The organism is Salibacterium qingdaonense (assembly GCF_900114715.1).
GTDB lineage: Bacteria > Bacillota > Bacilli > Bacillales > Marinococcaceae > Salibacterium > Salibacterium qingdaonense.
In genome coordinates this window covers 41,709-64,539 of the sequence record NZ_FOTY01000016.1, presented here as the reverse complement: position 1 = coordinate 64,539, position 22,831 = coordinate 41,709, and the positions used below count along the sequence as shown (strand labels likewise).

Below are 22,831 nucleotides of genomic sequence, written 5' to 3'. Positions count from 1 at the left end.
GCTTACTTCTCCTGTTCAGGGTGCTTCACGTAATATCCTACACCACGTCTTGTCACAATCCACATTGGATAGCTTGGATTATCCTCTACTTTTTCCCGCAGACGGCGGACGGTCACATCCACTGTCCGGACATCTCCGAAGTAATCGTAGCCCCACACAGCCTGAAGAAGGTGTTCTCTTGTCATAACTTGTCCTATATGTCTTGCCAGGTAATGAATGAGTTCAAACTCACGGTGTGTTAAATCAACGGCCTCTCCCCGTTTAGAAACCAGATAGGCATCAGGGTCCACCGTTAAACCACCGATCTCAATCAATTTTTGTTTCGATGAACTTTCCTCCGGCGCCGTCTGCAGACGACGGAGATTAGCTTTAACGCGCGCAAGCAGTTCCCGGTTGCTGAAAGGTTTGGTGACATAATCATCTGCACCAAGTTCCAACCCAAGCACTTTATCAATCTCGGCATCTTTGGCTGTCAGCATGATAACCGGCATATCAAAATGTTTACGGATCTCCCGGCATACTTCCATGCCATCTTTATGAGGAAGCATGATATCAAGAAGTACCAAATCCGGCACAAATTCGTGTACTTTCTCCAATGCTTCATTTCCATCGTAAGCTACTTCGACTTCAAAACCTTCTTTTTTCAGATTAAAATCCAGAATATCGGCGATGGGTTGTTCATCATCGACGACGAGTATTTTTTCATCCATTTCCATTCGCTCCGTTTCCTGCATGAATTCCAGCCTGTCTCTTTTCGTGTTCCTTAACGAAAAGGCGGACGACTTGTTTGTTTCTCATCTACCTATGATTGTAACATAGGGGAGTACGATGGGTTATCATGGTTTGAATCTCTTGACTCTCTGTTTTGTGCTATCAAAAAACGTCTGGACTATATGCCAGACGTTCGGGTTTCTCTATTTTGAATGATGGTGGCTCGAGACGGAATCGAACCGCCGACACGAGGATTTTCAGTCCACTGCTCTACCGACTGAGCTATCGAGCCTCTTATGATGCCTTTTTGGCTAAAGGCAAAATAGTAAGTAAATGGCGGGCCTGACGGGAATCGAACCCGCGATCTCCTGCGTGACAGGCAGGCATGTTAACCGCTACACCACAGGCCCTTTTTGAAAAGAATAAGCTGCGAATCTCTTCGTCAACTGCGTTCGTGTCGTCAGGTCACGTACTGGAGTACGTTCCCTCCTCCACTCTCTTGTTTCCTCGACCTTCCTGCTTCTTCTTTCCAAAAGCAAGGAGGCGGATCTCTTCGTCAACTGCGTTCGTGTCGTCAGGTCACGTACTGGAGTACGTTCCCTCCTCCACTTTCTTGTTTCCTCGACCTTCCTGCTTCTTCTTTCCAAAAGCAAGGAGGCGGATTTCTGTGTCAGTTCTTCATTGTTTCAGTTAAAAAAGAAAATGGTGACCCGTACGGGATTCGAACCCGTGTTACTGCCGTGAAAGGGCAGTGTCTTAACCACTTGACCAACGGGCCGTTTGTAATAAATGGTGAGCCATGAAGGATTCCGACGCGAAGCTAGTCCTGCAGCTTCCTGTAACAACTCCCCGCTGCAGGGGAACCGTAGGTGAGAATCCTGCACACCCTTTGTTTTGAAATGGTGAGCCATGGAGGATTCGAACCTCCGACCCTCTGATTAAAAGTCAGATGCTCTGCCAACTGAGCTAATGGCTCCCGTTTTTTGTTCATCGTTTACAGCGACAGAATTAATAGTATCACGTCGATTTTTGATTTTCAACCGGTTTTTTGAAAAAAATAACCCTGCCTGTTTTTCTCTCATCCAGAAAGGACAAAACAGGCAGGAGATAGCAGGTTAAACGCCCCATACTCCGCGGACAAGGTTGGTCTGATTTCGATCCGGACCGACCGAGAAAATGCTGAGTGGAATCTTCGTCAGCTGGGACAGACGTTCCAGGTAATGGCGGGCATTCTCCGGAAGTTCATCGAGCGAACCAACATCCGTAATATTTTCCGTCCATCCCGGCATCTCTTCATAGACCGGCTCGCATTCGGCAAGTACTTTCAGGCTTGCAGGAAACTCTTCCATAATTTCACCACGGTACTTATAAGCCGTGCATATTTTCACTGTCTCAATTCCCGTCAGCACGTCGAGAGAATTTAAAGAGAGATCCGTGATACCGCTGACACGGCGGGCGTGTCGGACGACGACGCTGTCAAACCAGCCTACACGACGCGGGCGGCCGGTTGTTGTTCCGTATTCATTGCCGGTCTCCCTGATCTGTTCTCCCACGCTGTCCGTGAGCTCTGTCGGAAACGGACCGTCGCCTACACGTGTAGTATAAGCTTTCGATACCCCGACGACATGATGGATTTTAGATGGACCGATTCCGGATCCGATCGTGACACCACCGGCAATTGGATTGGAGGAAGTCACAAACGGGTACGTTCCCTGATCGATATCAAGCATGACTCCCTGGGCTCCTTCAAACAGAACACGCCGGCCTTCATCCACCGCATCGTTAAGCACAACGGATGTATCGCAGACATAATCCGCGAAAAATTGGCCGTATTCATAATACTCATCGAGAATATCGCTGATCTGAAACCCTTCCGTCTCATAGATTTTCTGCAGAAGACGATTTTTCTCATTTAAATTCCGGTCGAGTTTTTCTTTAAACTCTTCTTTATCCAAAAGATCGGAGATACGAATGCCGATTCTGGCCGCTTTGTCCATGTAGGCAGGTCCGATTCCCTTCCGGGTGGTTCCGATTTTGTTGGTGCCTTTGCTTTCTTCTTCCATGGCATCGAGCTTCACATGATACGGGAGAATGACGTGCGCCCGGTTGCTGATCCGGAGATTGCTTGTATCCACTCCTCGTTCATGGAGATATTTCAGTTCTTCGACAAGCGCTTTGGGATCAATCACCATCCCATTCCCAATGACACACGTTTTATTATCGTAAAAAATACCGGACGGAATCATATGAAGCTTATACGTATTTCCACCAAACGCTATGGTATGACCGGCATTGTTACCACCTTGATATCTGGCAACAACTTCTGCATTTTCCGAAAGATAGTCTGTAATTTTCCCTTTGCCTTCATCTCCCCATTGTGTTCCTACAATTACGATTGATGACAAACTGTCCACCTCCGCACCTGTTCCCAGGCCGCTTTATTTTTTCTATGTAAAAGCCACAGGCTGAAAACCCTCACATAGTGTATCAATCCCACCTTAAAAAGTCAATAAAACACGAACATTATTGTGACAGGAAGAGATTTATGTTCGTAAAAACGTTAACCTCCCGCTTTAAAAAAGAGTCTTAAAGGATTTAACCATGTCGGTAAAAAATACAATCGTCAATAACCCAATAATAAGTAAAAACGAGGATTCTTCAAAAACGAAAATACCAAGGAGGACAAGAATCATACCAAGATAAAAACCTGGATCGGAAAATTGGTCAAACGATTCGTCTTCATCTACTTTTATTTTATTCTGTAACTTTTTATCATTTTTGATTAAATCATCAATTGTTACCTCAAAGATTCCGCTGATTTTTATAAGAGTCTGGATGTCCGGATACCCTTTATTGGTTTCCCATTTATAAACAGCCTGCCGGGTTACATTTAATTCCTCTGCTAATTCATTCTGTGTCCACTCTTGCTCCATTCTTAACTGCTTTAGTTTCGTTCCGAATTCGACATTCATTTCATCACCTCTTCAAAAAATACTACACTTTCTTCTTGAAAGACGAAATAAATGTTTTGTTACATACGTAAACGCTCCGTTTACATCCCGGTACAAAAGTCCATATATAAAGAAGCCAAGGCTCTTATTACCTTGGCTTCGAATCATGCCCCCGGCGGCGCCTCCCGTTCATCGTGACGCCGGTCGAGATTGACGAATTTGTTGTATTCTTTGATGAAGGCAAGCTCCACGGAACCCACCGGACCGTTCCGCTGCTTGGCCAAAATGACTTCAATCATGTTTTGGTTCTCGGTTTCCTGGTCATAGTAGTCTTCGCGGTACAAAAACGATACAATATCAGCGTCCTGCTCAATACTGCCGGATTCACGAAGATCCGACATCATCGGCCGTTTATCCTGTCGGGACTCCACACCGCGGGAAAGCTGGGAGAGTGCAATAACCGGCACGTCAAGTTCTCTGGCAAGGCCTTTAAGCCCTCTGGAAATTTCGGAAACTTCCTGCTGACGGCTTTCTCCTCCGCGGGAGCCGGATCCCTGGATTAACTGCATGTAATCAATCATGATCATGCCGAGTCCTCGTTCCTGTTTCAGACGCCGGCACTTTGCCCGGATTTCATTCACTTTCACACCCGGTGTATCGTCAATGTAAATGCCTGCCGATGACAGGCTTCCCATTGCCATCGTCAGTTTTTCCCAGTCTTCTTCTTCAAGTGATCCCGTACGCAGTTTCGTGGCGTCAATGTTTCCTTCCGCACACAGCATCCGCTGTACAAGTTGTGCCGCCCCCATCTCCAGACTGAAGACAGCGACATTCTCCGCCGATTTCGTTGCCACATTCTGGGCGATATTCAACGCAAACGCCGTTTTTCCCATCGATGGACGGGCCGCGACAATCACGAGGTCACTGCGCTGGAAACCGGTCGTCATTTTATCCAGTTCCGCAAATCCGCTCGCCACCCCGGTAATATCGTCCTCACGGTTCTGCAGCATTTCGATATGGTCGTACGTTTCAATCAGAACATCCTTGATGGAGACGAATGCGCTCGTCCGGCGCTGTTGTGCGACTTCGAGAATGGATCGTTCTGCGTCGCTCAGAATATCCTCCACTTCATCTTCGCCGTTGTAGCCTTCCGAGACAATCGATGTCGCTGCCTGAATCAAACGGCGCAGAATCGATTTTTCCTGAACGATCCGGCTGTAATAATCCACATTGGCAGCGGTCGGCACAGCATTGGCAAGATCCGTTAAGTAGGAAATGCCGCCGACTTCCTCAAGCCACTCATAATCCTGCAGCGCCGAAGTCATCGTTACTGCATCCACCGGGCTTCCTTTTTCCCCTAATTCAAGCATCACCCGAAAGATTCGTTGATGAGACACGCGATAAAAATCTTCGGGTGTTATGCGTTCTGTTGCTGTAACCAAGGCCCCGGCTTCCAAAAAAACAGCGCCCAGAACGGCCTGCTCTGCTTCAATATTCTGAGGGGGCCTGCGCTCAGCCATGATATCGCTCATGTCCATCTTCCTGCCTTTCCTTTGTTTCTTGAACAGAAAAAAACCGGCCTATAACGTACGGAACATTATAAGCCGTATGAAGAAGCGGACTTGCGTTTACTCTTCTACTACATGGACATCAACGACCGCTGTTACTTCCTTATGCACTTTAATCGGTGTCTTCGTGACGCCGAGTGTGCGGATCGGCTGATCGAGTTCAATTTTTCGTTTATCCACTTTCATGCCCATATCCTTCAGTTGTTCTGCAATCTGTTTTGTCGATACAGCGCCGAACAAGCGGCCGGCTTCTCCTGCTTTTGCGGTAACAGTAACTTTAGTATTTTCCAGCTGTTCCTTGAATTTCTTCGCGTCTTCAAGTTCCTGCTGCGCTTTTTTCTCATCGCTTTCCTGTTTAGCCTTCAAGTTTTTCACATTACCTGCTGTCGCCTCCACAGCCAGATTGTGCTTGAATAAATAGTTCCGGGCATAGCCTTCCGATACGTCCTTCATTTCACCTTTTTTCCCTTTTCCTTTTACATCCTGGTTAAAAATAACTTTCATTCCTCGGTTCCTCCTTCCAGATATTCATCGATGGCCTGCTTAAGCCTTTCCTCTGCTTCATCAAGCGCAGAATCAAGCTGCGTAGCGGCATTGGTAAGGTGTCCGCCTCCGCCGAGGGCTTCCATAATCAGCTGCACATTCACTTCACCCAGGGAGCGGGCACTTATGCTCACCTTTCCATCACTACGTTTGGAAAGTACAAATGATCCCTTCACATCATTCATCGTGAGCAGGGTGTCGGCAGCCTGGGCAATTAAAATCTGATCGTACATTTCTTCTTCTGATGCTTTGGCCACCGCCATGCCATCCCGGTAAATCGTTGCTCTCTCTATTAAGTGGGACCGCCGCACGTATTGGTCGATATCCTCTTTCAAAAGCCGCTGCACCGTCGTTGTGTCCGCTCCGTGGGATTTCAGGAAGGAGGCGGCATCAAACGTACGGGAACCCGTCCGGATGGCAAAGCTCTTCGTGTCCACAATAATACCGGCAAGCATCGCCGTGGATTCAAGTTCATCCATCGACAGCTTGTGTGGTTGATATTCTAACAGTTCGGTCACAAGTTCTGCAGTTGAAGAGGCATAAGGTTCCATGTATACGAGGACAGGATCCTTGATAAACTCTTCCCCGCGCCGGTGGTGATCTAAAACCACCACACGGTCGACTGCATCAACGAGACGGGGTTCAATAACCATGGATGGCTTATGAGTGTCCACCACAACAAGCAGCGTGTGCCGTGTTAAATCATCAAACGCTTCTTCCGGAGTAATAAACTGGGACCAGAGGTACTCATGATCACCGACTTCTTCCATCAGCTTCTTTACGTCCGGATTAATTTCATTGGGGTCGACAACGACATAGGCGTCTGTGTTGTTGACTTCGGCTACTTTCAACACACCGATGGCAGCACCGATCGCATCCATATCCGGGTTCTTATGCCCCATGATAATAACTTGATCGCTTTCCAGCACAAAATCGCGGAGTGCGTGGGAAATAACGCGGGCACGGACTCTTGTCCGTTTTTCCATTGCGTTGGATTTGCCTCCGTAAAAACGCACTTTCCCGTTTGTTTCCTTAATGGCAACCTGGTCACCGCCGCGTCCAAGAGCAAGATCCAGACTGGATTGCGCCAGACTTCCAAGTTCCCGCAGCGAAGAATCCCCGCTTCCGATACCGATACTCAGTGTAATGGACACTTTCTCTTTTCCGGTTACATCTCTGACATAATCAAGCAGTTCAAAGCGGGTCTTTTCCAGCTGCTTTAATGCTTTCTTGTTCATCACAGCAATAAAGCGGTCGGATGAAATGCTGCGAAGCAGAATTTGATGCTCTTCCGCCCATTCATTTAAAGATGTTGTGACATGGCTCATCAAGCTGCTCCTAATCTGATCATCCATCCCCTGGGTCACTTCATCGAAATTATCCAGATAAACAAGACCTATAACCGTCTGTTCTTCTTCATAAAGAGACTGGGTTTCTTTCGTTTCCGTCATATCAAAAAAGTACAGCAGCCGTTCGTCATGCTTAATGTATATCGTATAGTGCCTGTCACTCAGTGTTAACTCTGTTTCTGTCTCCCCTTTTCTGATCGGGGATGATATATCTTCAAACACGTCATTGAGCGGAAGACCGAGAAACTCACGCGGCAGGTAATTCATCATGAATGGATTGGCCCACTGCACCTGGTACTCTTCATCGTACAGAACGATTCCGATAGGCAGGCTGGTGACTGCTTCTTCACCGGCTTTGTTTACACGATGGGACAACGTTTGTATATACTTTTCCAGATCGCGTTCAAATGCTTTTCTGGCCTGGAGCACATAAATAAGCAGAAATGCCAGGATTAAAAATCCAACGACGCCAAGCATCCATTGATATATCGTCAATAAACCAATGAACAAGGCAGCTGCCGTGAACAATAAGGTTACATGCAGACCGTGCCAGCGGTTCATTAAAAACTTAGGCATATTGTCAACCCCTACTTCGTGTCAGATTCCAGACGTTTTTTCAATTGAAATCCTAAATCAATGATACCCAACATGCGTGCCAATAGAAGGATAAAAGGCAGAATCAACCCAAAAATCATGAGAAGAATGGGGAAGGCTTTTGGGATAGATTTACTATAACAATAATGAAAGATCACCGTAAAACCCTGCAGAGCCATGGCCGTCTCCAGTAAAGGGAATAGATTCCATATTACAGTCTGGACCGCTGAGCCTTCTTCGATTCCTACCAAGTATACAATAAAGGTAAGGAGATAATACCACAGCAGGGAACGTGGAACATTCCAGTTCCGAAACGGCGGAAACGTCTGTACTTCCATGTTCATACGCCGCATAACCTTATGGGCAATGAACTGCGTCAAAAAAGCATATAATACTCCGGTGAACACAATCAAGAGCGGCCCCATCCGCCCGAAGCGGTCAATCATCTCCCCGTATTGCTCCAGTTCCCCGGAAGTTTCCTGCCCCAGGGAAGAAAGCATGGACTGTGCCTGCTCCATCGACTGTCTCATAATATCCTGAAGAACCGATAGTGGATCGATATTAAAGAAAAGAACCGTGCCGGCATAAATAACCGTCAGGCCGCCGGTGTAAGCGACACTGGCGGCAGCAGCTGTAAGCAGAGCCTCTTTCCTGCGACGCATCAGTTCCCCCGTAGTCAAACCGCCGAGTGCCGACAATATGGCAAAGGGAAGACCTGTAAGCGCAGTTAAAAAGACAGACAGCAGCATCGATACGGCCGCCATCACAAGACCCGGCTTCCAACCGTATCTAGCCGTAAATATAATAAAAGGCAGAGGCAGGAACCAAAGCAGTATCATGCTGAGAAACGGAACGAATACAGCAAGCATAAGCATGACAATAAAAATACCGCTTAACACGGCTCCTTCCGTTATCCTTCTCGTTTGCTGCAAGTAACGTCACCTCATCCATCGCATTCTCATATAAGCCAAAACATCATTATCCGTGTTTATGTAGAATCCATTCGTCTATTGTAAGCCATTATCCTGAAAAAAGAAAGAATGTCCTGACGTGCAGCCGTGAAATAAAAAACGTTTCCCGGTCGGATCGGGAAACGTTTTTACCTGCGCCTTACTGTTCCCTTACATAAGGAAGCAGCGCCACATGGCGGGCACGTTTGATTGCTTTCGTCAATTGACGCTGGGACTTGGCACAAGTACCAGTTACACGGCGCGGAAGAATTTTACCGCGTTCCGAGATGAATTTCTTCAACAGTTCTACGTCTTTATAGTCAATTTTATTGATTTTATTGACTGTAAAGTAACATACCTTCCTTCTCTTACCTCTACGGCGTGCCATAAAGTTTCAACCTCCTTTAAAATAGTTTTTCGTTTTATACGAAGAAGGGAAGAGTTTTATTAAAATGGCAGATCATCATCGGATATATCAATCTGCTGACCGTCATTGCCGAACGGGTCATCGTTCAGGTTGGAAGATCCGCCTTGGTTCTGCTGGCCGGAGCTCTGCGCGGCGCCGTACTGGTTCCCTTGGGGGGCACCGCCGCCACCGCCGCCGGAAGACCCGCGTGGTTCGAGAAACTGCACGCTTTCAGCCTGCACTTCCACAACGGTGACACGGCGTCCTTCCTGGTTTTCATACTTCCGGCTCTGCAGACGACCGTCAATCCCGGTCTGACTGCCTTTTTTCAAGTAGTTTGCGACGTTCTCGGCCTGTTTTCTCCAAGCGACACAATTGAAAAAGTCAGCTTCCCGTTCTCCATTCTGATTCGTGAACGGGCGGTTTACGGCGATGCCGAAATTGACTACAGCTATACCATTTGGAGTATAACGCAGCTCAGGATCGCGGGTTAGACGGCCAACCAGAACAACACGATTTATCATTTTGGAACTCCTCCCACTGGTTATCCTTAGTCTTCATTTTTAACGACAAGGTGGCGGATGACATTATCATCCATCTTAACCAGGCGTTCGAACTCATCGGTTGCGCCCGGCTCTGCCTTGATATATACAACGACATAATAACCGTCTTTCAGGTCATCAATCTCATAAGCCAGACGGCGTTTTCCCATCTCGTCGACTTTTTCAATCTCTGCTCCCTGATTGGTCAGGACGTTGTTGTAACGCTCAACCATTTCCTTGATTCCGTTCTCATCAACGCTTGGAGCAATGATATAAAGCACTTCATAGTTACGCATATGCGTCACCTCCTTTTGGTCTTACGGCTCTCTCTTTTAAAAAGAGCAAGGAGCAAAATCGTTATAGATATTTCACTCACAACATATAATTGTAGCAGAACAGGGAGTAGATGACAATAACCAAAAAGAGCCTGTCTTCCTTCCCGGGAATAACAGCACGCAGGGGGTCCGGTGTACTTTAGCGGATGTTGTATGGAAAAGTGACTCCCAGCGCAGTCCTGAGGTCCACTTTTATGCAGCGAAGCCGAAAAGTGGTGCTTAAAAAACGGAGAGAGTGTACAATCAGGAATCTTCACTCTCATTGTGGATGTTAGAGACATTTTCCGTGTAGAAATGTCCATTATATTTGTTTTACGGACACTTCGCGCCAGCCACACCACCAAAGTGTCCCCAACTCATGGGTCATGAACTTTTTCCACCCGAAACTGTCCGTAACTCATGCCATGCACACAAAAAACCGGGCTGCATAACAGAGCCCGGTTCTTCTTTTTATTACACATTGAAACGAAAATGAATGACGTCACCGTCTTTTACGACGTAATCTTTTCCTTCCAGTCGTACGTTTCCTGCTTCTTTGGCCGCGTTCATCGATCCGGCATCCATTAAATCGTCATAGCTGACCACTTCGGCCCGGATAAAGCCGCGTTCAAAGTCACTGTGAATCACTCCGGCCGCCTGCGGAGCCTTCATGCCGCTGCGAATAGTCCAGGCTCTGACTTCCGGTTCTCCTGCCGTGAAGTAGGTTTCAAGACCAAGCAGTGTATAGGCCGCCCGGATGAGCTGGTCAAGCCCGGCTTCTTCAATACCGAGGTCGTCCAGAAATTCCTGCCGGTCCTCTCCTTCAAGTTCAGCAATCTCGGATTCAATTTTGGCGCAGACCGTAATAACACCGGAGCCTTCTTCAGCGGCATAGTTTTTTACAGCCTGTACGTACTCATTGTCTCCTTCGCTTAATAAATCTTCTTCACTGACATTGGCCGCATATAGCACCGGCTTCATCGTGAGCAGCTGAAAACCGCGAACCAGATTCAGTTCGTCATCGGTCCATTCGAGGCTTCTGGCCGGTTTTTCTTCTTCAAATGCATCACTAAGTTTCTGCAGCACTTCATATTCAGCCAAAGCATCTTTATCTTTGGATTTCGCCAGTTTAGCCACCTTGTCCATTCGTTTCTGAACGGTTTCAAGGTCAGCCAGAATAAGTTCAAGATTGATGACTTCAATATCACGGATAGGATCCACGCTTCCGGAAACATGGGTAATATCGCCGTCATTGAAACAACGGACTACATGCGAGATGGCATCCACCTGCCGGATGTGGGAAAGAAACTTATTCCCCAGTCCCTCTCCTTTACTGGCTCCCTCCACAATACCTGCGATATCGGTAAATTCAAACGCCGTCGGAATGGTTTTTTTCGGTTGGACAAGCTCTGTCAGCTTATTCAACCGCGGATCCGGCACTTCCACGATACCTACGTTGGGATCTATCGTACAGAAAGGATAATTGGCCGAGTCCGCGCCGGCCTGTGTAATTGCATTAAATAACGTGGACTTCCCGACGTTGGGAAGGCCGACAATGCCTGTTGTCAACGCCATATTCGTGTCACTTCCTTTAGAATCCATTACTCTATGGATTTGCTTCGTTTTCACCCTGTCCAATTATAGAGACAAGCCCGCTGAAAAACAAGCTGTGGTTACTGTTCTGCGTGCTCGATTACTCTTTTCATCTTTTTTCGGAATTCCCGGCGCGGAAGCATAACACTGTGCCCGCATCCTTGACATTTGATACGGATATCGGCTCCCATACGAATGATTTTCCATTTATTTTCCCCGCACGGATGAGATTTTTTCATTTCCACCACATCATGTAAGGCAAAAGGCATATCAACCAATGGCTACACCTCATTTCTACTAACCGATACTCCAATTGTATTATATGTAATATCCTATCCTATCTTATAAAAAGAAACAATCCTCCCGTTCCGAATCTTTATTATTTCCCGGGAAATAATAAAGATCTCTATCTTTTTTCAAAACCTTTTACGTAGGAAAAAAGGATGAATTAGGACAACAACCAGTAAATATAAATTTAAAATCCCGTAAACAGGGTATAGAAGGGCAACGAGTCTGGAAAAACCCAGTTCCGTAACCGGGAGCATGAGACAGAGAAGCAGAACCGCCAGCAGCCAGGACGGCATGTCCAACATGGAACGCAGCCTGGTTGATAATCCATGCAGTCCGGACGCAGCTGTGGTGAAAATAGCAGTCCATAATAACACCGCCATAAAAGCTGTAACAGAGTGCGGATAAGATTCAAGCAGAGCAAACAGCGGGATCTCGTACAACATGATATCTTCTGCCGCCGCGAGAAGAGACTCATTATATAAAAAAGAAACGCTGCCGAGAATACTGCCGCTTCCGATACTGGCAATCCAGATTTCTCCACGGTGTTTAATCTGTGTGCCGGTTGTAGAGAGCACTGCTACAAGTGGAAGCAGATTCAAGGACGTAAACGTGAGAGAGGATGCCCAGTTCCGCTGGGATACCCAGTTTGAAAAACTGAAATCAGCATTCAATCTGAAGTAGACAGTCAATGTCATTATGAGACTGATAATTAGAACAGGCATGAGAAAACTATTAAGACCGGTCAGCCCCTTCACACCGCGGATAGATACAATAAATAAGAGTACACACATGAAGAGAATTCCAGCAGTGAACGGAACATGAAAATACTCCAGCGCCGCACCACCGCCGGCAATCATAATTCCTGTCGTTGTAAACAAATACACAATGATAAGAACATCATACCCCTTGGAAAAACGAGGGCCCATCAACCTGGTCAGGACGACAGAATAATTTTCTGTTTTCTCCTGATAGCTGATGGTCAGCACGACAAAACAACAAACCGTAAACAGCACGCTGAAAATCAGGATAGCCAGTCCACTCTCATGGCCGAAAAACTGCCAGATTTCTCTTCCGGATGCATAACCGGCCCCAATTGTCGTACCTATAATAAGAAACATCCATTTCAGCCCATCAACAACCATCAGCGCATTTCTCCCTTGTCCGGAATTTTTCATCCCTGTGTCTCATGTATAGAAAAGATACCGAATTCCTATACTGGAACTACTATGAAAAAGGAGAGGCTAATATGCTTGGGAAAAAACCTGTTCATGCTTCCAACCCCTACCGTTATCATGTGCATGCCGAAGAAGTCACCGCCTCCGCCCACCTGGCCGTGCAGCTGTCTGAACAACTGCAGCACGTATCACCCCGCCGCGATCTCATTATCGTATGTATAGGAACAGACCGCTCCACCGGCGATTCACTCGGACCGCTGGTCGGTTCCTCCCTTGAAAAGAAGTTTCTGCAGCGGTTTACCGTGTACGGAACGTTGGAACACCCCGTTCATGCCGTGAATCTGGAGGAAACCATGGAAGAAATCGAGAAGAAACATCGTTTTCCTTATATTATTGCGGTGGACGCCTGCCTGGGAAAATTGAAGAATGTCGGTATCATTAATTTCACGGAAGGGCCGGTCATGCCTGGTGCAGCAATGAAGAAAAAACTTCCGGAAGTCGGTGAGATGCATTTGACCGGTATCGTCAATGTGAGCGGAATGATGGAATATTTCGTCCTTCAGAACACCAGGCTTCATCTTGTCATGAAAATGTCAGAGCGCATTTCGGAAGCGTTCATCCGGGCAGACCGCAAACTGAAAGGGACTTCGGCAGATTCAGTCTTGCAACGATCCATGAACCCCGCCACCCACCGAAACGGCTCTTCGGCATCCGAGAGCGCCTTGTCTCTGCAGGATCCTAAGTAAAAATGCAGGCGGCCTGAAACAGGAACTGGAGTATAAACGTCCGCCTGCAGCGGATCTCTTAACTTATAACGGTTTTTGATACAGCCCATTTCTGGTTTGCATGCTGCACCACTTCGTCAAAACACTTCGCTTTCCGCGGGTCATGGACACTATCATTTAAAACCACAGGAATAGTGGGTACGAATCCCCGTTTAGTGGACACTACGCTGCCGAAATCAGGAACCAGTGTCCACCGGTTGAATCCCGTGGACACTGCGTATACTGTCAGGTAATATAGTGTCCACGGAACGGGTCCGGTCCGGAGTAAAAGCGGAGTATTTTAATGGTTCATGCACAACAAAACTGCCGAACGATTCTTACGTGAATCGTTCGGCAGTTTTTTAATATATAAGGCATGACACTGTAGAACGTTTGTTATTCATTTTCCAGCATTTCCAGGATACGCTGTAAATCGTCATCGTTTACAAACTCTATTTCTATTTTTCCTTTTTTACGTCCTTGTTTTATAGCCACGGGGGTGCCGAAGTAGGAGCGGAGTTCTTCTTCTTTCGCCTGCAGAAAAACAGAAGTTTCCGTTTTTTTCGTTTCTTTGTTGTTTGCTGCATCGGAACTGGCCGTTTGATTCAGCTGCTGCACCAGTTCCTCCGTCTGACGGACATTCAAGGATTCTTTTTCTATTCTTCCTACAATATCGGCAGCCTGTTTTTTATCACGCAGCCCAAGCAGAGTGCGGCCGTGTCCCATCGATAAGGTTTTCTCAGCCAGTTTCTGCTGCACGTCAGCAGGAAGCTGGAGCAGCCGTAGATGGTTGGCAATATGCGGACGGCTTTTCCCTAGACGTTTGGAAAGCTCGTCCTGTGTAACGCCGAGGTATGTCATCAGCTTTTCGTAAGCTTTCGCTTCTTCGACCGGGTTGAGGTTCTCACGCTGCAGATTTTCGATTAAGGCAACTTCCATTATCTGTTCATCGCTCAAGTCTTTCACAACAGCCGGGATCTTTTCAATGCCAGCCGTTTTAGCCGCACGATAGCGCCGTTCTCCTGCCACGATTTCGTATCCTTTAATGCTTTTGCGGACAATAAGCGGCTGCAAAATGCCATGCTCTACGATAGATTCCTTTAATTCCTCTATTGCTTCACTCGTGAAAGTTTTGCGGGGCTGATAGGGATTGGGTCTCAGTTCCTTCACCTTGATTTCTTCGACTTGACTGCCTTCATCCGGGATGAGAGCATTTAAACCCCTGCCTAGTCTTTTAGCCATCAGCCGTCACTTCCTTTGCTAAGTCTAAATATACCTGTGCCCCTTTTGACTTGGCATCATAAAGCATAATCGGAAGACCATAACTGGGGGCTTCCCCCAGTCTCACATTCCTTGGTATTATCGTTTCAAATACTTTTTCCTGGAAGTATTTCTTTACCTCTTCTATCACCTGGATACCGAGATTGGTACGTGCATCAAGCATGGTAAGCAGTACTCCCTCTATACACAAATCAGTATTCAGATGTTTTTGTACGAGGCGTATCGTATTGAGAAGCTGACTCAGCCCTTCCAGCGCGTAATATTCACACTGTACCGGTATAAGCACCGAATCCGCTGCCGTCAAAGCATTAATCGTCAGCATCCCAAGGGAAGGAGGACAATCTATAATCATATAATCATAATCGTCTTCCATCTCCGACAGAGCTTTTTTCAGGCGTATTTCCCGGGAAATGGTGGAAACGAGTTCAATTTCAGCGCCCGAAAGCTGGATAGTGGATGGAACAACATGCAGGTTCTCCACGCTGGAAGGGCGGATCACCTGTTTTGTATCGGCATCTTCCACCAGCAGGTTGTAGATGCACTCATCAACGTCCCCTTTTTCAACTCCTGCACCGCTGGTGGCGTTTCCCTGAGGATCTATGTCTACGAGAAGCACTTTCTTTCCTATGTGTGCAAGGCAGGCGCTGATATTTACAGCCGTAGTCGTTTTACCGACACCGCCTTTTTGGTTTGCAACTGCGACAACCTTTGCCATCGATACACCTACTTTCTTCCACTTGCTGGTGTGAAACATTCCACCTTTTTACTTTGTATAAGCGTTTATCAATCTCCCCCGTGCCTTAAACCGGGGAGGGCAGCCGTTGCGGACCCGGTTCGTTCCGACCTGCACAACGAGCCGGATTATTTTTTAGGGATACGAATGGTAATTTGGTAGAATTCATCGTGATCCTCTTCCTCTGTATCAATATCCATTCCGCTGTTCTCAACCATCTCCACCGATTCACGGATCGTGTTCATCGCAATTCTGGTATCTTTGGAGAAGTGCTTGCGGGCCGGTTTCTGTTTTTTCGGTTGTTTCGGTTCCGAATTGTCTTTGATGAGCTCCTCGGTCTGCTTCACATTCAATTCCCGCTGCACAACCATTTCAAGAATGTGATTCTGCTCCACTTCTTCTTTCACCTGCAGCAGCGCACGCGCGTGTCTCTCTGTGATCTGCTTATTCTTCAGTGCCTGCTGGGTGTCGCGGCTCAGGTGAAGGAGTCTCATTTTGTTGGCGACCGTCGACTGTCCTTTTCCAAGACGCTGTGCCAGACTTTCCTGGGTCAGACCATGAAGTTCCAACAGTTCAGCATAAGCGGAAGCCTCTTCAATCGCGGTTAACTCTTCCCTCTGCAGATTTTCAATCAACGCTACCGAAGCGGTTTCGGTATCATTGAAATTCTTAACGATTGCCGGAACTTCATTCATTCCCAAGGATAAAACCGCACGCCAACGCCGTTCACCGGCGATGATTTCAAAATGTTCTTCCTTCTCCCGAACAGTTATGGGCTGCAACAGGCCGTGGGTACGAATGGACTGGGCAAGTTCCGCAATTTTTTCCTCCTGGAAAATGGTTCGCGGTTGAAATGGATTGGCTGTAATTTTTTCAACAGGAATGTGCTTAATCTCATCTGGATCGGCTTCTTTATCCCCCTGTTGATCCCCCAGACCAAACCACTTTTGAAGCGACTGCTTCATTGCCTCACACCACCTTACTAAAAGCTGAAATCTATCATTAATCTTTCAAACAGCAGCGTCTTTCTATCTATCTTCTGCTTTTATTTTACCATGCTTGTAACCAATGTCTACCATTGCCTTAAAGGATCGGCTTCTTTGAAGGAGTTCCTGCTTTCCGGGGATATTTCTTTGGCACAGTATCCACTTTTTCCATCTTTAGAATATAGCGGGAACTTTCTTCGTTTGGCAGCGTCAAAGCGGAAGCTTCTTCCCATCGCCCTCCAAGTGTCCGGCAGGCTTTTCCTGCCTGTTCTTTTTCTGCCAGCCCTTCTGCTCCTTTTAATGCAAGAAAATGCCCCCCTTGTTTCACAAATGGAAGACAGAGCTCTGTCAGAACAGGCATTTTAGCCACCGCCCGGGAAATCGCTGTATCATACCGTTCCCGGTGCCCCGATTCATGTGCTTTGTCTTCGGCCCGTCCGTGCAGCACCTGAACCTGCTTCAGCTGCAGTTCCTCAATAAGCTCCTCTAAAAAAGAAATTCGTTTCTTCAGTGAATCGATGATGACGATATGTAGATGTGGGTGGATAATCTTGATGGGAAGACTTGGGAAACCCGCCCCTGCTCCAATATCGACGAGCTTTTGATCGTTTTGAAAATTATAATAAAAAGCAGGTGTCAACGAATCATAGAAATGTTTTTCATACACATCTGCTTTACCGGTCAGCGATGTTAAATTCACTCTTTGATTCCACTCTATCAACTTATGGTAGTATGCATCAAATTGGTGCCGCTGTCTGTCTGTCAGATTGATTCCTTGGTTTTTCAGCCATTCTGAAAATAAATCTTCTGTCATCAATGTGCCTCCATTTTCCTTCCTATGAAAGCAGCTCCAGGGTATGGTGCGGTCTGACACCCTGGAGCTGTTCTTTTTCTTATGCTTCTGCTGTTTTAGCCAATTTACCCTGCTCAATGTAAACGAGCAGAATGGAAATATCAGAAGGGTTCACCCCGGACACTCTGGAAGCCTGGCCGACAGAGACCGGCTTGACTTCCGAAAGCTTCTGGACCGCTTCGGTCGCAAGTCCTGAAATCTTCGTATAATCCGTATTCTGCGGGATTTTCTTCTCTTCCATTTTATTCATGCGCTCCACCTGCTCGAGCTGTTTGGCAATATACCCTTCATACTTTGTCTGGATTTCGACCTGTTCTTGTTCATCCGGGGATAGTGTGTCACCGCCTGGTGCGAAGGGAACCACGTCATCATAGCCAAGTTCCGGACGTTTCAAAAGGTGAGCTGCCGAAACCGCTTCTTTCATTGGGGAGGAGTCTTTTCCTTCCAGCATCTGCTGTAGTTCTTCACCCGGCTTCACCGTTGTATTTTCAAGCCGCTCTTTTTCTTTGGCGATGGCTTCTTTTTTCCTGCTGAAACGCTCGTAGCGGTCCTCTTTAATCATTCCGATGTTCCGGCCGATTTCTGTCAGACGCAGATCAGCGTTGTCATGACGCAGAAGCAGCCGGTATTCCGCACGTGAGGTCAGCAGGCGGTACGGTTCGTCGGTTCCTTTTGTGACCAGATCATCAATCAAGACACCAATATAAGCATCGGAACGGTTCAGAATGACACCTTCTTCATTCTGTGCTTTCCGGGCCGCGTTAATACCTGCCATAATACCTTGTCCGGCTGCTTCTTCATAGCCGGAGGTGCCGTTAATCTGACCGGCAGTGAACAGATTTTCCACTTTCTTTGTTTCGAGGGTCGGCCAGAGCTGGGTCGGCACGATAGCATCATATTCAATCGCATAACCCGGACGCATCATCCGCACATTCTCAAGACCGGGAATCGTTTTGAGCATATTAAACTGGACATCTTCCGGCATACTGGTGGAAAGACCCTGTACGTAAACTTCCGACGTGTTTCTGCCTTCCGGTTCCAAAAAAATCTGGTGCTTGGGTTTATCGTGAAAACGGACGATTTTATCTTCGATGGAAGGGCAGTAACGCGGGCCGGTTCCTTCCACCATTCCCGAATACATCGGAGAACGGGTAAGATTATCATTAATAAGAGAGTGCGTATCTGCTCCTGTATACGTCAGCCAGCAGGGCAGCTGATCCGTGATATAGTCGACTGTTTCAAAGGAAAAAGCCCTCGGTTTTTCATCTCCGGGCTGTATTTCTGTTTTATCATAATCAATGCTCCCGCTGTTCACCCGGGGAGGCGTTCCTGTTTTGAAACGCTCCATCTCAAAACCGAGTTCCTGCAGGCTGTGTGACAGGCTGATGGAAGGCTGCATATTGTTCGGTCCGCTTTCGTAAGCAAGATCGCCGAGAATAATTTTGCCGCGGAGGTACGTGCCTGTTGTAACGACTGTCGTTTCCGCATAGTAAGAGGCACCGGTATTGGTGACAACCCCTTTGCAGACGCCGTCTTCGACAATCAGTTCTTCCACCAGTCCCTGGCGAAGGACGAGGTTTTCTTCTTCTTCCAGCGTTTTTTTCATTTCCTGCTGGTAAAGGAACTTGTCAGCCTGTGCTCTCAGCGCCCGTACCGCCGGGCCTTTTCTCGTGTTGAGCATCCGCATTTGAATATGCGTTTTATCAATGTTTCGTGCCATCTCTCCGCCGAGTGCGTCAATTTCCCGAACGACAATGCCTTTTGCCGGTCCTCCAACAGACGGATTACACGGCATAAACGCTACAGAATCAAGGTTCAACGTTAACATCAGCGTCTGTGATCCCATACGTGCCGCGGCCAGGCCTGCTTCCACTCCGGCATGACCGGCACCAATCACAATGACATCGTATTCGCCGCCTTCATATGGCATATGCTTTACCTCCTTTTATTTTCCAAGACAAAATTGTGAAAACAACTGATCAATCAGACTCTCGTGAACGTTTTCGCCGATAATTTCTCCCAGCTGTTCCCAGGCTCTCGTAATGTCAATCTGAATCATATCAACAGGAACTTCCATTTCCGCTGCCTCCACCGCATCGTTGATCGATTGTTTCGCCTGGTTTAAAAGGCCGATATGGCGGGCATTGGAGAGATAACTTAAATCAGCGGCCTCCACTCCTTCATCAAAAAAGAGTGTCGAAATGGATGTTTCCAGTTCATCAATCCCCTCATCCTGAAGCAGGGAAGCCGTGATGACAGGACGTCCGTCCGCAAGCTCCCGGATACGCGCTTCATCGATATTTCGCGGGAGATCGGTTTTATTTAAAATAATCACAGCATTCATTCCACGAATCGCTTCAAACAGGGCCTCATCTTCTTTGGTGAGAACCTCGGAACTATTGACGACAAGCAGAATCAGCTCCGCTTCATTCAAAGCCTGACGGGATCGTTCCACTCCGATTTTCTCGACAATATCTTCGGTCTCCCTGATGCCTGCTGTATCGATTAACTTGAGTGGAACACCCCGGACGTTCACGTACTCTTCCAGCATATCCCGGGTGGTTCCGGGAACTTCGGTAACTATAGCTTTATTCTCATGCACGAGGCTGTTCATAAGCGAAGATTTTCCCACGTTGGGACGGCCGATAATAGCAGTGGACAACCCTTCCCGCAGAATCTTCCCCTGCTGCGCCGTCGTAAGAAGATTATCTATTTCATCACGGACAGCAGCAGCCCGGCCTGTGAGTGTATCCAGCGTCATAGTTTCTGCATCATCATACTCGGGATAATCGATGTTAACCTCTACATTGGCCACCGTCTCGAGCAGCTGCTGACGAAGACTGCGAATGCGTCCGGCAAGCCGGCCTTCCACCTGTTTCATGGCGACATTCATGGCCCTGTCTGTTTTCGCGCGGATTAAATCCATTACCGCTTCTGCCTGGGATAAATCAATTCGTCCGTTCAAAAATGCACGCTTAGTAAATTCTCCCGGTTCAGCCAGGCGGGCTCCCTGGCTGAGAACGAGGTCGAGCACTTTATTAACAGATACTATACCGCCGTGACAGTTGATTTCCATAATATCTTCGCGGGTGAATGTTTTAGGGGCGCGGAGGACAGAGACCATCACTTCTTCGACAATCTCTTCCGTTTCCGGATTTACTACATTTCCGTAATGAATCGTGTGGGAATCAACCGAAGATAATGATACTTTCCCTCTGTATAGTTTTTCCGCGATAGCCGCCGCTTCCATTCCGCTGATACGTACGATGGCTATTGCACCTTCACCGGACGGTGTGGAAATCGCTGCAATGGTATCACCTTCCATCCTCCTGTCTCCCTCCTTCTCTATTTAACCCCTTTTTAACAGGGGATTTTTACGTTTCCCTAACATAATAGAATATCATATAGGGTGTGAAAAAGAAAGGCTTGAGTTATTCACATGTGGACAAGTAAAACGCCTCTTTCAGTCTCCCCATTTCTCCTCCTGTGAACAACTTTTTCGTTTTACGAGAAGAGCAGGCAGCCGCTGGTACACACTCAAAGCAGTAAAGCATTCTTAGGAATACTGCCTCCAGGTACCCGAAGCACCACATGTTAAAAGCTTTCACCTACAAAAAAATCCGAACAGTGGCGAATGCTTAAAACAGCATATCGTACCATTGTTCGGATTGTTATCTGACCTATATTCTGTTTTCCCGATCTTTTTTTCCTGCGTTTTGTGTCCTCTTCTAATCAAAATAAGTTAAAGGAATCACCGACGGTCATATCGGAGCAATAACAACATAACGGCGGGGCTCTGTGCCGTCGGAATACGTTTTTACTCGTTTGCTGCGCAAAAGAGCGGCGTGAATAATTTTGCGTTCCTGCGGAGGCATTGGTTCAAGCATCACTTTTCCACCCGTTCGTTCTGCTTTGGAAACAAGATTTTCAGCCAGCTGTTTCAAGGTCTCCCGGCGGCGCTGTCTGTAATTCCCGGCATCAATCGTAACGGTAATATGTTTGTCCGCATACCGGTTGGCAGCCAGCTGTACAAGATACTGCAGAGAATCCAGTGTCTTTGCGTGTCTGCCGATGACAATGCCCGGATCTTCACCGTTAAGCTGAAAAATAACCTTTCTGTCCCTGGTAACTTCTTGGCTCACCCGAACCGGCACCCCCATATCTTCAATAACCGCGCGCAGAAAGCGATCCGCCTCTTCGGCAGGATCCAGCTTTCGCTGCGCTTCTATCACAGCGGACCTGTTTCCAATCAGCCCAAGGAAGCCCTTTTTCGGTTCTTCGATTACTTTGTAATCAATGTCGTCTTTCGTTTTGGCATCGAGCTCCGTTACTGCAGAAGCTGCCGCTTCTTCAATGGTTTTTCCCGAAACCTTAACGATGTTCACGTTTTATTTACTCCCTCCGGATTTAGCTTCCATTTTTTCCTGCTTCTTTCTTCTGGCGCCCGGTCCGGTGATGAAATACGTCTGCACCACCATGAAAATGTTCCCGACGACCCAGTACAAAGCAAGTGCAGATGGGAAAAAGAAGGCAAAAGCGGTAATCATGAACGGCATCATATACATAAGAATCTTCATCTGCGGATTATCAGATACCATCATCATCTTCTGTTGAATGAAGGTCGTTGTTCCGGCGATGATCGGCAGAATGTAATCCGGCTGTCCAAGCTGGAACCATAAAAATGTGTGCTCTTCAATGGCTTCGGTTCTCATAATCGCATGATAAAACGCAATGAGAATCGGCATTTGAATAAAGATCGGCAGACATCCGGCAAGAGGATTGATTTTATGTTTCTGGAACAGTTCCATCGTCTCCTGCTGCAGTTTCTGCTGCGTCTGCTGGTCTTTGGCACTGTATTTTTCTCTCAACTTCTGCATTTCCGGCTGGATTTCCTGCATAGCAGCCGAACTTTTTGTCTGTTTTATCATAAGCGGCAGAATGAGAACCCGGATAAAGATTGTAACAATGATAATGGAAAGGCCGTAGTCTTCACCGGTCATCTCCGCAATTTTAATGATCAGCCAGGAAAGTGGATAAACAAAAAACGAATTCCAGATTCCTTCACTTTCTGCTGTGATAGGCTCATTTATATTCATACAGCCTGTCATGAACAGCATCACAACAACCAGAACCGCCGCTAAGCTTAGTTTCTTAGACACATGAGTTTCCTCCTTGGAAAAAATTAAAACCTTGTCTTTATTCATGTAATAAAAATAAATGATAACGC

At 47.1% G+C, this 22,831-nt stretch carries 22 protein-coding genes and 4 tRNA genes; 1 reads left to right on the top strand and 25 read right to left on the bottom strand.

Annotated features, from left to right (window positions below):
• Positions 1 to 2: 2 nt before the first annotated feature.
• The 17 genes from yycF to BM058_RS12240 all read right to left on the bottom strand — a co-directional run bounded on the left by yycF (position 3) and on the right by BM058_RS12240 (position 12,987).
• Entirely contained in the window at positions 3 to 710 is a 708-nt protein-coding gene (gene yycF / locus BM058_RS12320; protein ID WP_090927362.1) for a response regulator YycF, read from the bottom strand.
• 217 nt (positions 711 to 927) lie between these two features.
• Positions 928 to 1,003: transfer RNA gene (locus tag BM058_RS12315), tRNA-Phe, on the bottom strand.
• A gap of 42 nt (positions 1,004 to 1,045) precedes the next feature.
• Positions 1,046 to 1,121 (bottom strand) — tRNA-Asp (locus tag BM058_RS12310).
• A gap of 293 nt (positions 1,122 to 1,414) precedes the next feature.
• Positions 1,415 to 1,489 (bottom strand) — tRNA-Glu (locus BM058_RS12305).
• 122 nt (positions 1,490 to 1,611) lie between these two features.
• A tRNA-Lys gene (locus tag BM058_RS12300) sits at positions 1,612 to 1,687 on the bottom strand.
• A 139-nt stretch (positions 1,688 to 1,826) separates the two neighbouring features.
• Entirely contained in the window at positions 1,827 to 3,116 is a 1,290-nt protein-coding gene (locus BM058_RS12295; RefSeq protein WP_090927346.1) for an adenylosuccinate synthase, read from the bottom strand.
• A gap of 168 nt (positions 3,117 to 3,284) precedes the next feature.
• Positions 3,285 to 3,683: a helix-turn-helix transcriptional regulator gene (locus BM058_RS12290; RefSeq protein WP_090927345.1), complete on the bottom strand. Its 399-nt coding sequence runs from the start codon at positions 3,681 to 3,683 to the stop codon at positions 3,285 to 3,287.
• Between the two features lie 143 nt (positions 3,684 to 3,826).
• Positions 3,827 to 5,194, bottom strand: coding sequence for a replicative DNA helicase (gene dnaB, locus BM058_RS12285; RefSeq protein WP_090927344.1), 1,368 nt, complete (start codon positions 5,192 to 5,194; stop codon positions 3,827 to 3,829).
• A 96-nt stretch (positions 5,195 to 5,290) separates the two neighbouring features.
• Positions 5,291 to 5,734 (bottom strand): 50S ribosomal protein L9, encoded by a 444-nt coding sequence (gene rplI / locus BM058_RS12280; RefSeq protein WP_090927343.1) that lies wholly within the window; start codon positions 5,732 to 5,734, stop codon positions 5,291 to 5,293.
• The gene (locus BM058_RS12275; RefSeq protein WP_090927342.1) at positions 5,731 to 7,698 is read right to left on the bottom strand and encodes a DHH family phosphoesterase; all 1,968 of its coding nucleotides are present in this window, start codon (positions 7,696 to 7,698) and stop codon (positions 5,731 to 5,733) included. The genes rplI and BM058_RS12275 overlap by 4 nt, the downstream gene beginning before the upstream one ends.
• Positions 7,699 to 7,709: 11 nt before the next feature.
• Positions 7,710 to 8,648 (bottom strand): YybS family protein, encoded by a 939-nt coding sequence (locus BM058_RS12270; protein ID WP_090927341.1) that lies wholly within the window; start codon positions 8,646 to 8,648, stop codon positions 7,710 to 7,712.
• 178 nt (positions 8,649 to 8,826) lie between these two features.
• Positions 8,827 to 9,054 carry a 30S ribosomal protein S18 gene (gene rpsR, locus BM058_RS12265; RefSeq protein WP_090927340.1) on the bottom strand — a complete coding sequence of 76 codons (228 nt, stop codon included), beginning with the start codon at positions 9,052 to 9,054 and terminating at the stop codon, positions 8,827 to 8,829.
• 59 nt (positions 9,055 to 9,113) lie between these two features.
• Positions 9,114 to 9,596 carry a single-stranded DNA-binding protein gene (ssb, locus tag BM058_RS12260; RefSeq protein ID WP_090927339.1) on the bottom strand — a complete coding sequence of 161 codons (483 nt, stop codon included), beginning with the start codon at positions 9,594 to 9,596 and terminating at the stop codon, positions 9,114 to 9,116.
• 26 nt (positions 9,597 to 9,622) lie between these two features.
• Complete coding sequence (rpsF, locus tag BM058_RS12255; protein ID WP_090927338.1) at positions 9,623 to 9,910, bottom strand: 30S ribosomal protein S6; 288 nt, start codon at positions 9,908 to 9,910, stop codon at positions 9,623 to 9,625.
• 492 nt (positions 9,911 to 10,402) lie between these two features.
• Positions 10,403 to 11,503, bottom strand: a complete 1,101-nt coding sequence (ychF, locus tag BM058_RS12250) for a redox-regulated ATPase YchF (RefSeq protein WP_090927337.1) — start codon at positions 11,501 to 11,503, stop codon at positions 10,403 to 10,405.
• A 98-nt stretch (positions 11,504 to 11,601) separates the two neighbouring features.
• Positions 11,602 to 11,790 carry a DUF951 domain-containing protein gene (locus BM058_RS12245; RefSeq protein WP_090927361.1) on the bottom strand — a complete coding sequence of 63 codons (189 nt, stop codon included), beginning with the start codon at positions 11,788 to 11,790 and terminating at the stop codon, positions 11,602 to 11,604.
• A 147-nt stretch (positions 11,791 to 11,937) separates the two neighbouring features.
• Positions 11,938 to 12,987, bottom strand: coding sequence for a YkvI family membrane protein (locus BM058_RS12240; protein WP_245736973.1), 1,050 nt, complete (start codon positions 12,985 to 12,987; stop codon positions 11,938 to 11,940).
• 71 nt (positions 12,988 to 13,058) lie between these two features.
• On the opposite strand from BM058_RS12240, the gene yyaC reads away from it, so the two are divergent.
• Entirely contained in the window at positions 13,059 to 13,733 is a 675-nt protein-coding gene (gene yyaC / locus BM058_RS12235; RefSeq protein ID WP_090927336.1) for a spore protease YyaC, read from the top strand.
• A gap of 414 nt (positions 13,734 to 14,147) precedes the next feature.
• On the opposite strand, the gene BM058_RS12230 is transcribed toward yyaC, so the two are convergent.
• The 8 genes from BM058_RS12230 to spoIIIJ all read right to left on the bottom strand — a co-directional run bounded on the left by BM058_RS12230 (position 14,148) and on the right by spoIIIJ (position 22,763).
• Positions 14,148 to 14,993, bottom strand: coding sequence for a ParB/RepB/Spo0J family partition protein (locus BM058_RS12230; RefSeq protein WP_090927335.1), 846 nt, complete (start codon positions 14,991 to 14,993; stop codon positions 14,148 to 14,150).
• Positions 14,986 to 15,747: a ParA family protein gene (locus BM058_RS12225; protein WP_090927359.1), complete on the bottom strand. Its 762-nt coding sequence runs from the start codon at positions 15,745 to 15,747 to the stop codon at positions 14,986 to 14,988. Before BM058_RS12225 ends, BM058_RS12230 begins: the two co-directional genes overlap by 8 nt.
• A gap of 146 nt (positions 15,748 to 15,893) precedes the next feature.
• Positions 15,894 to 16,730, bottom strand: coding sequence for a nucleoid occlusion protein (gene noc / locus BM058_RS12220; RefSeq protein WP_090927334.1), 837 nt, complete (start codon positions 16,728 to 16,730; stop codon positions 15,894 to 15,896).
• Between the two features lie 118 nt (positions 16,731 to 16,848).
• On the bottom strand, positions 16,849 to 17,565 hold the full coding sequence (rsmG, locus tag BM058_RS12215; RefSeq protein WP_090927333.1) for a 16S rRNA (guanine(527)-N(7))-methyltransferase RsmG: 717 nt from the start codon (positions 17,563 to 17,565) through the stop codon (positions 16,849 to 16,851).
• Positions 17,566 to 17,644: 79 nt separating this feature from the next.
• A complete protein-coding gene (gene mnmG, locus BM058_RS12210; protein ID WP_090927332.1) occupies positions 17,645 to 19,534 on the bottom strand; it encodes a tRNA uridine-5-carboxymethylaminomethyl(34) synthesis enzyme MnmG in 1,890 nt (629 codons plus the stop codon).
• Positions 19,535 to 19,549: 15 nt separating this feature from the next.
• Positions 19,550 to 20,929: a tRNA uridine-5-carboxymethylaminomethyl(34) synthesis GTPase MnmE gene (gene mnmE, locus BM058_RS12205; RefSeq protein ID WP_090927331.1), complete on the bottom strand. Its 1,380-nt coding sequence runs from the start codon at positions 20,927 to 20,929 to the stop codon at positions 19,550 to 19,552.
• A gap of 436 nt (positions 20,930 to 21,365) precedes the next feature.
• Complete coding sequence (gene jag / locus BM058_RS12200) at positions 21,366 to 21,989, bottom strand: RNA-binding cell elongation regulator Jag/EloR (RefSeq protein ID WP_090927330.1); 624 nt, start codon at positions 21,987 to 21,989, stop codon at positions 21,366 to 21,368.
• A 3-nt stretch (positions 21,990 to 21,992) separates the two neighbouring features.
• Complete coding sequence (gene spoIIIJ, locus BM058_RS12195) at positions 21,993 to 22,763, bottom strand: YidC family membrane integrase SpoIIIJ (RefSeq protein WP_177195540.1); 771 nt, start codon at positions 22,761 to 22,763, stop codon at positions 21,993 to 21,995.
• Positions 22,764 to 22,831 lie beyond the last annotated feature (68 nt).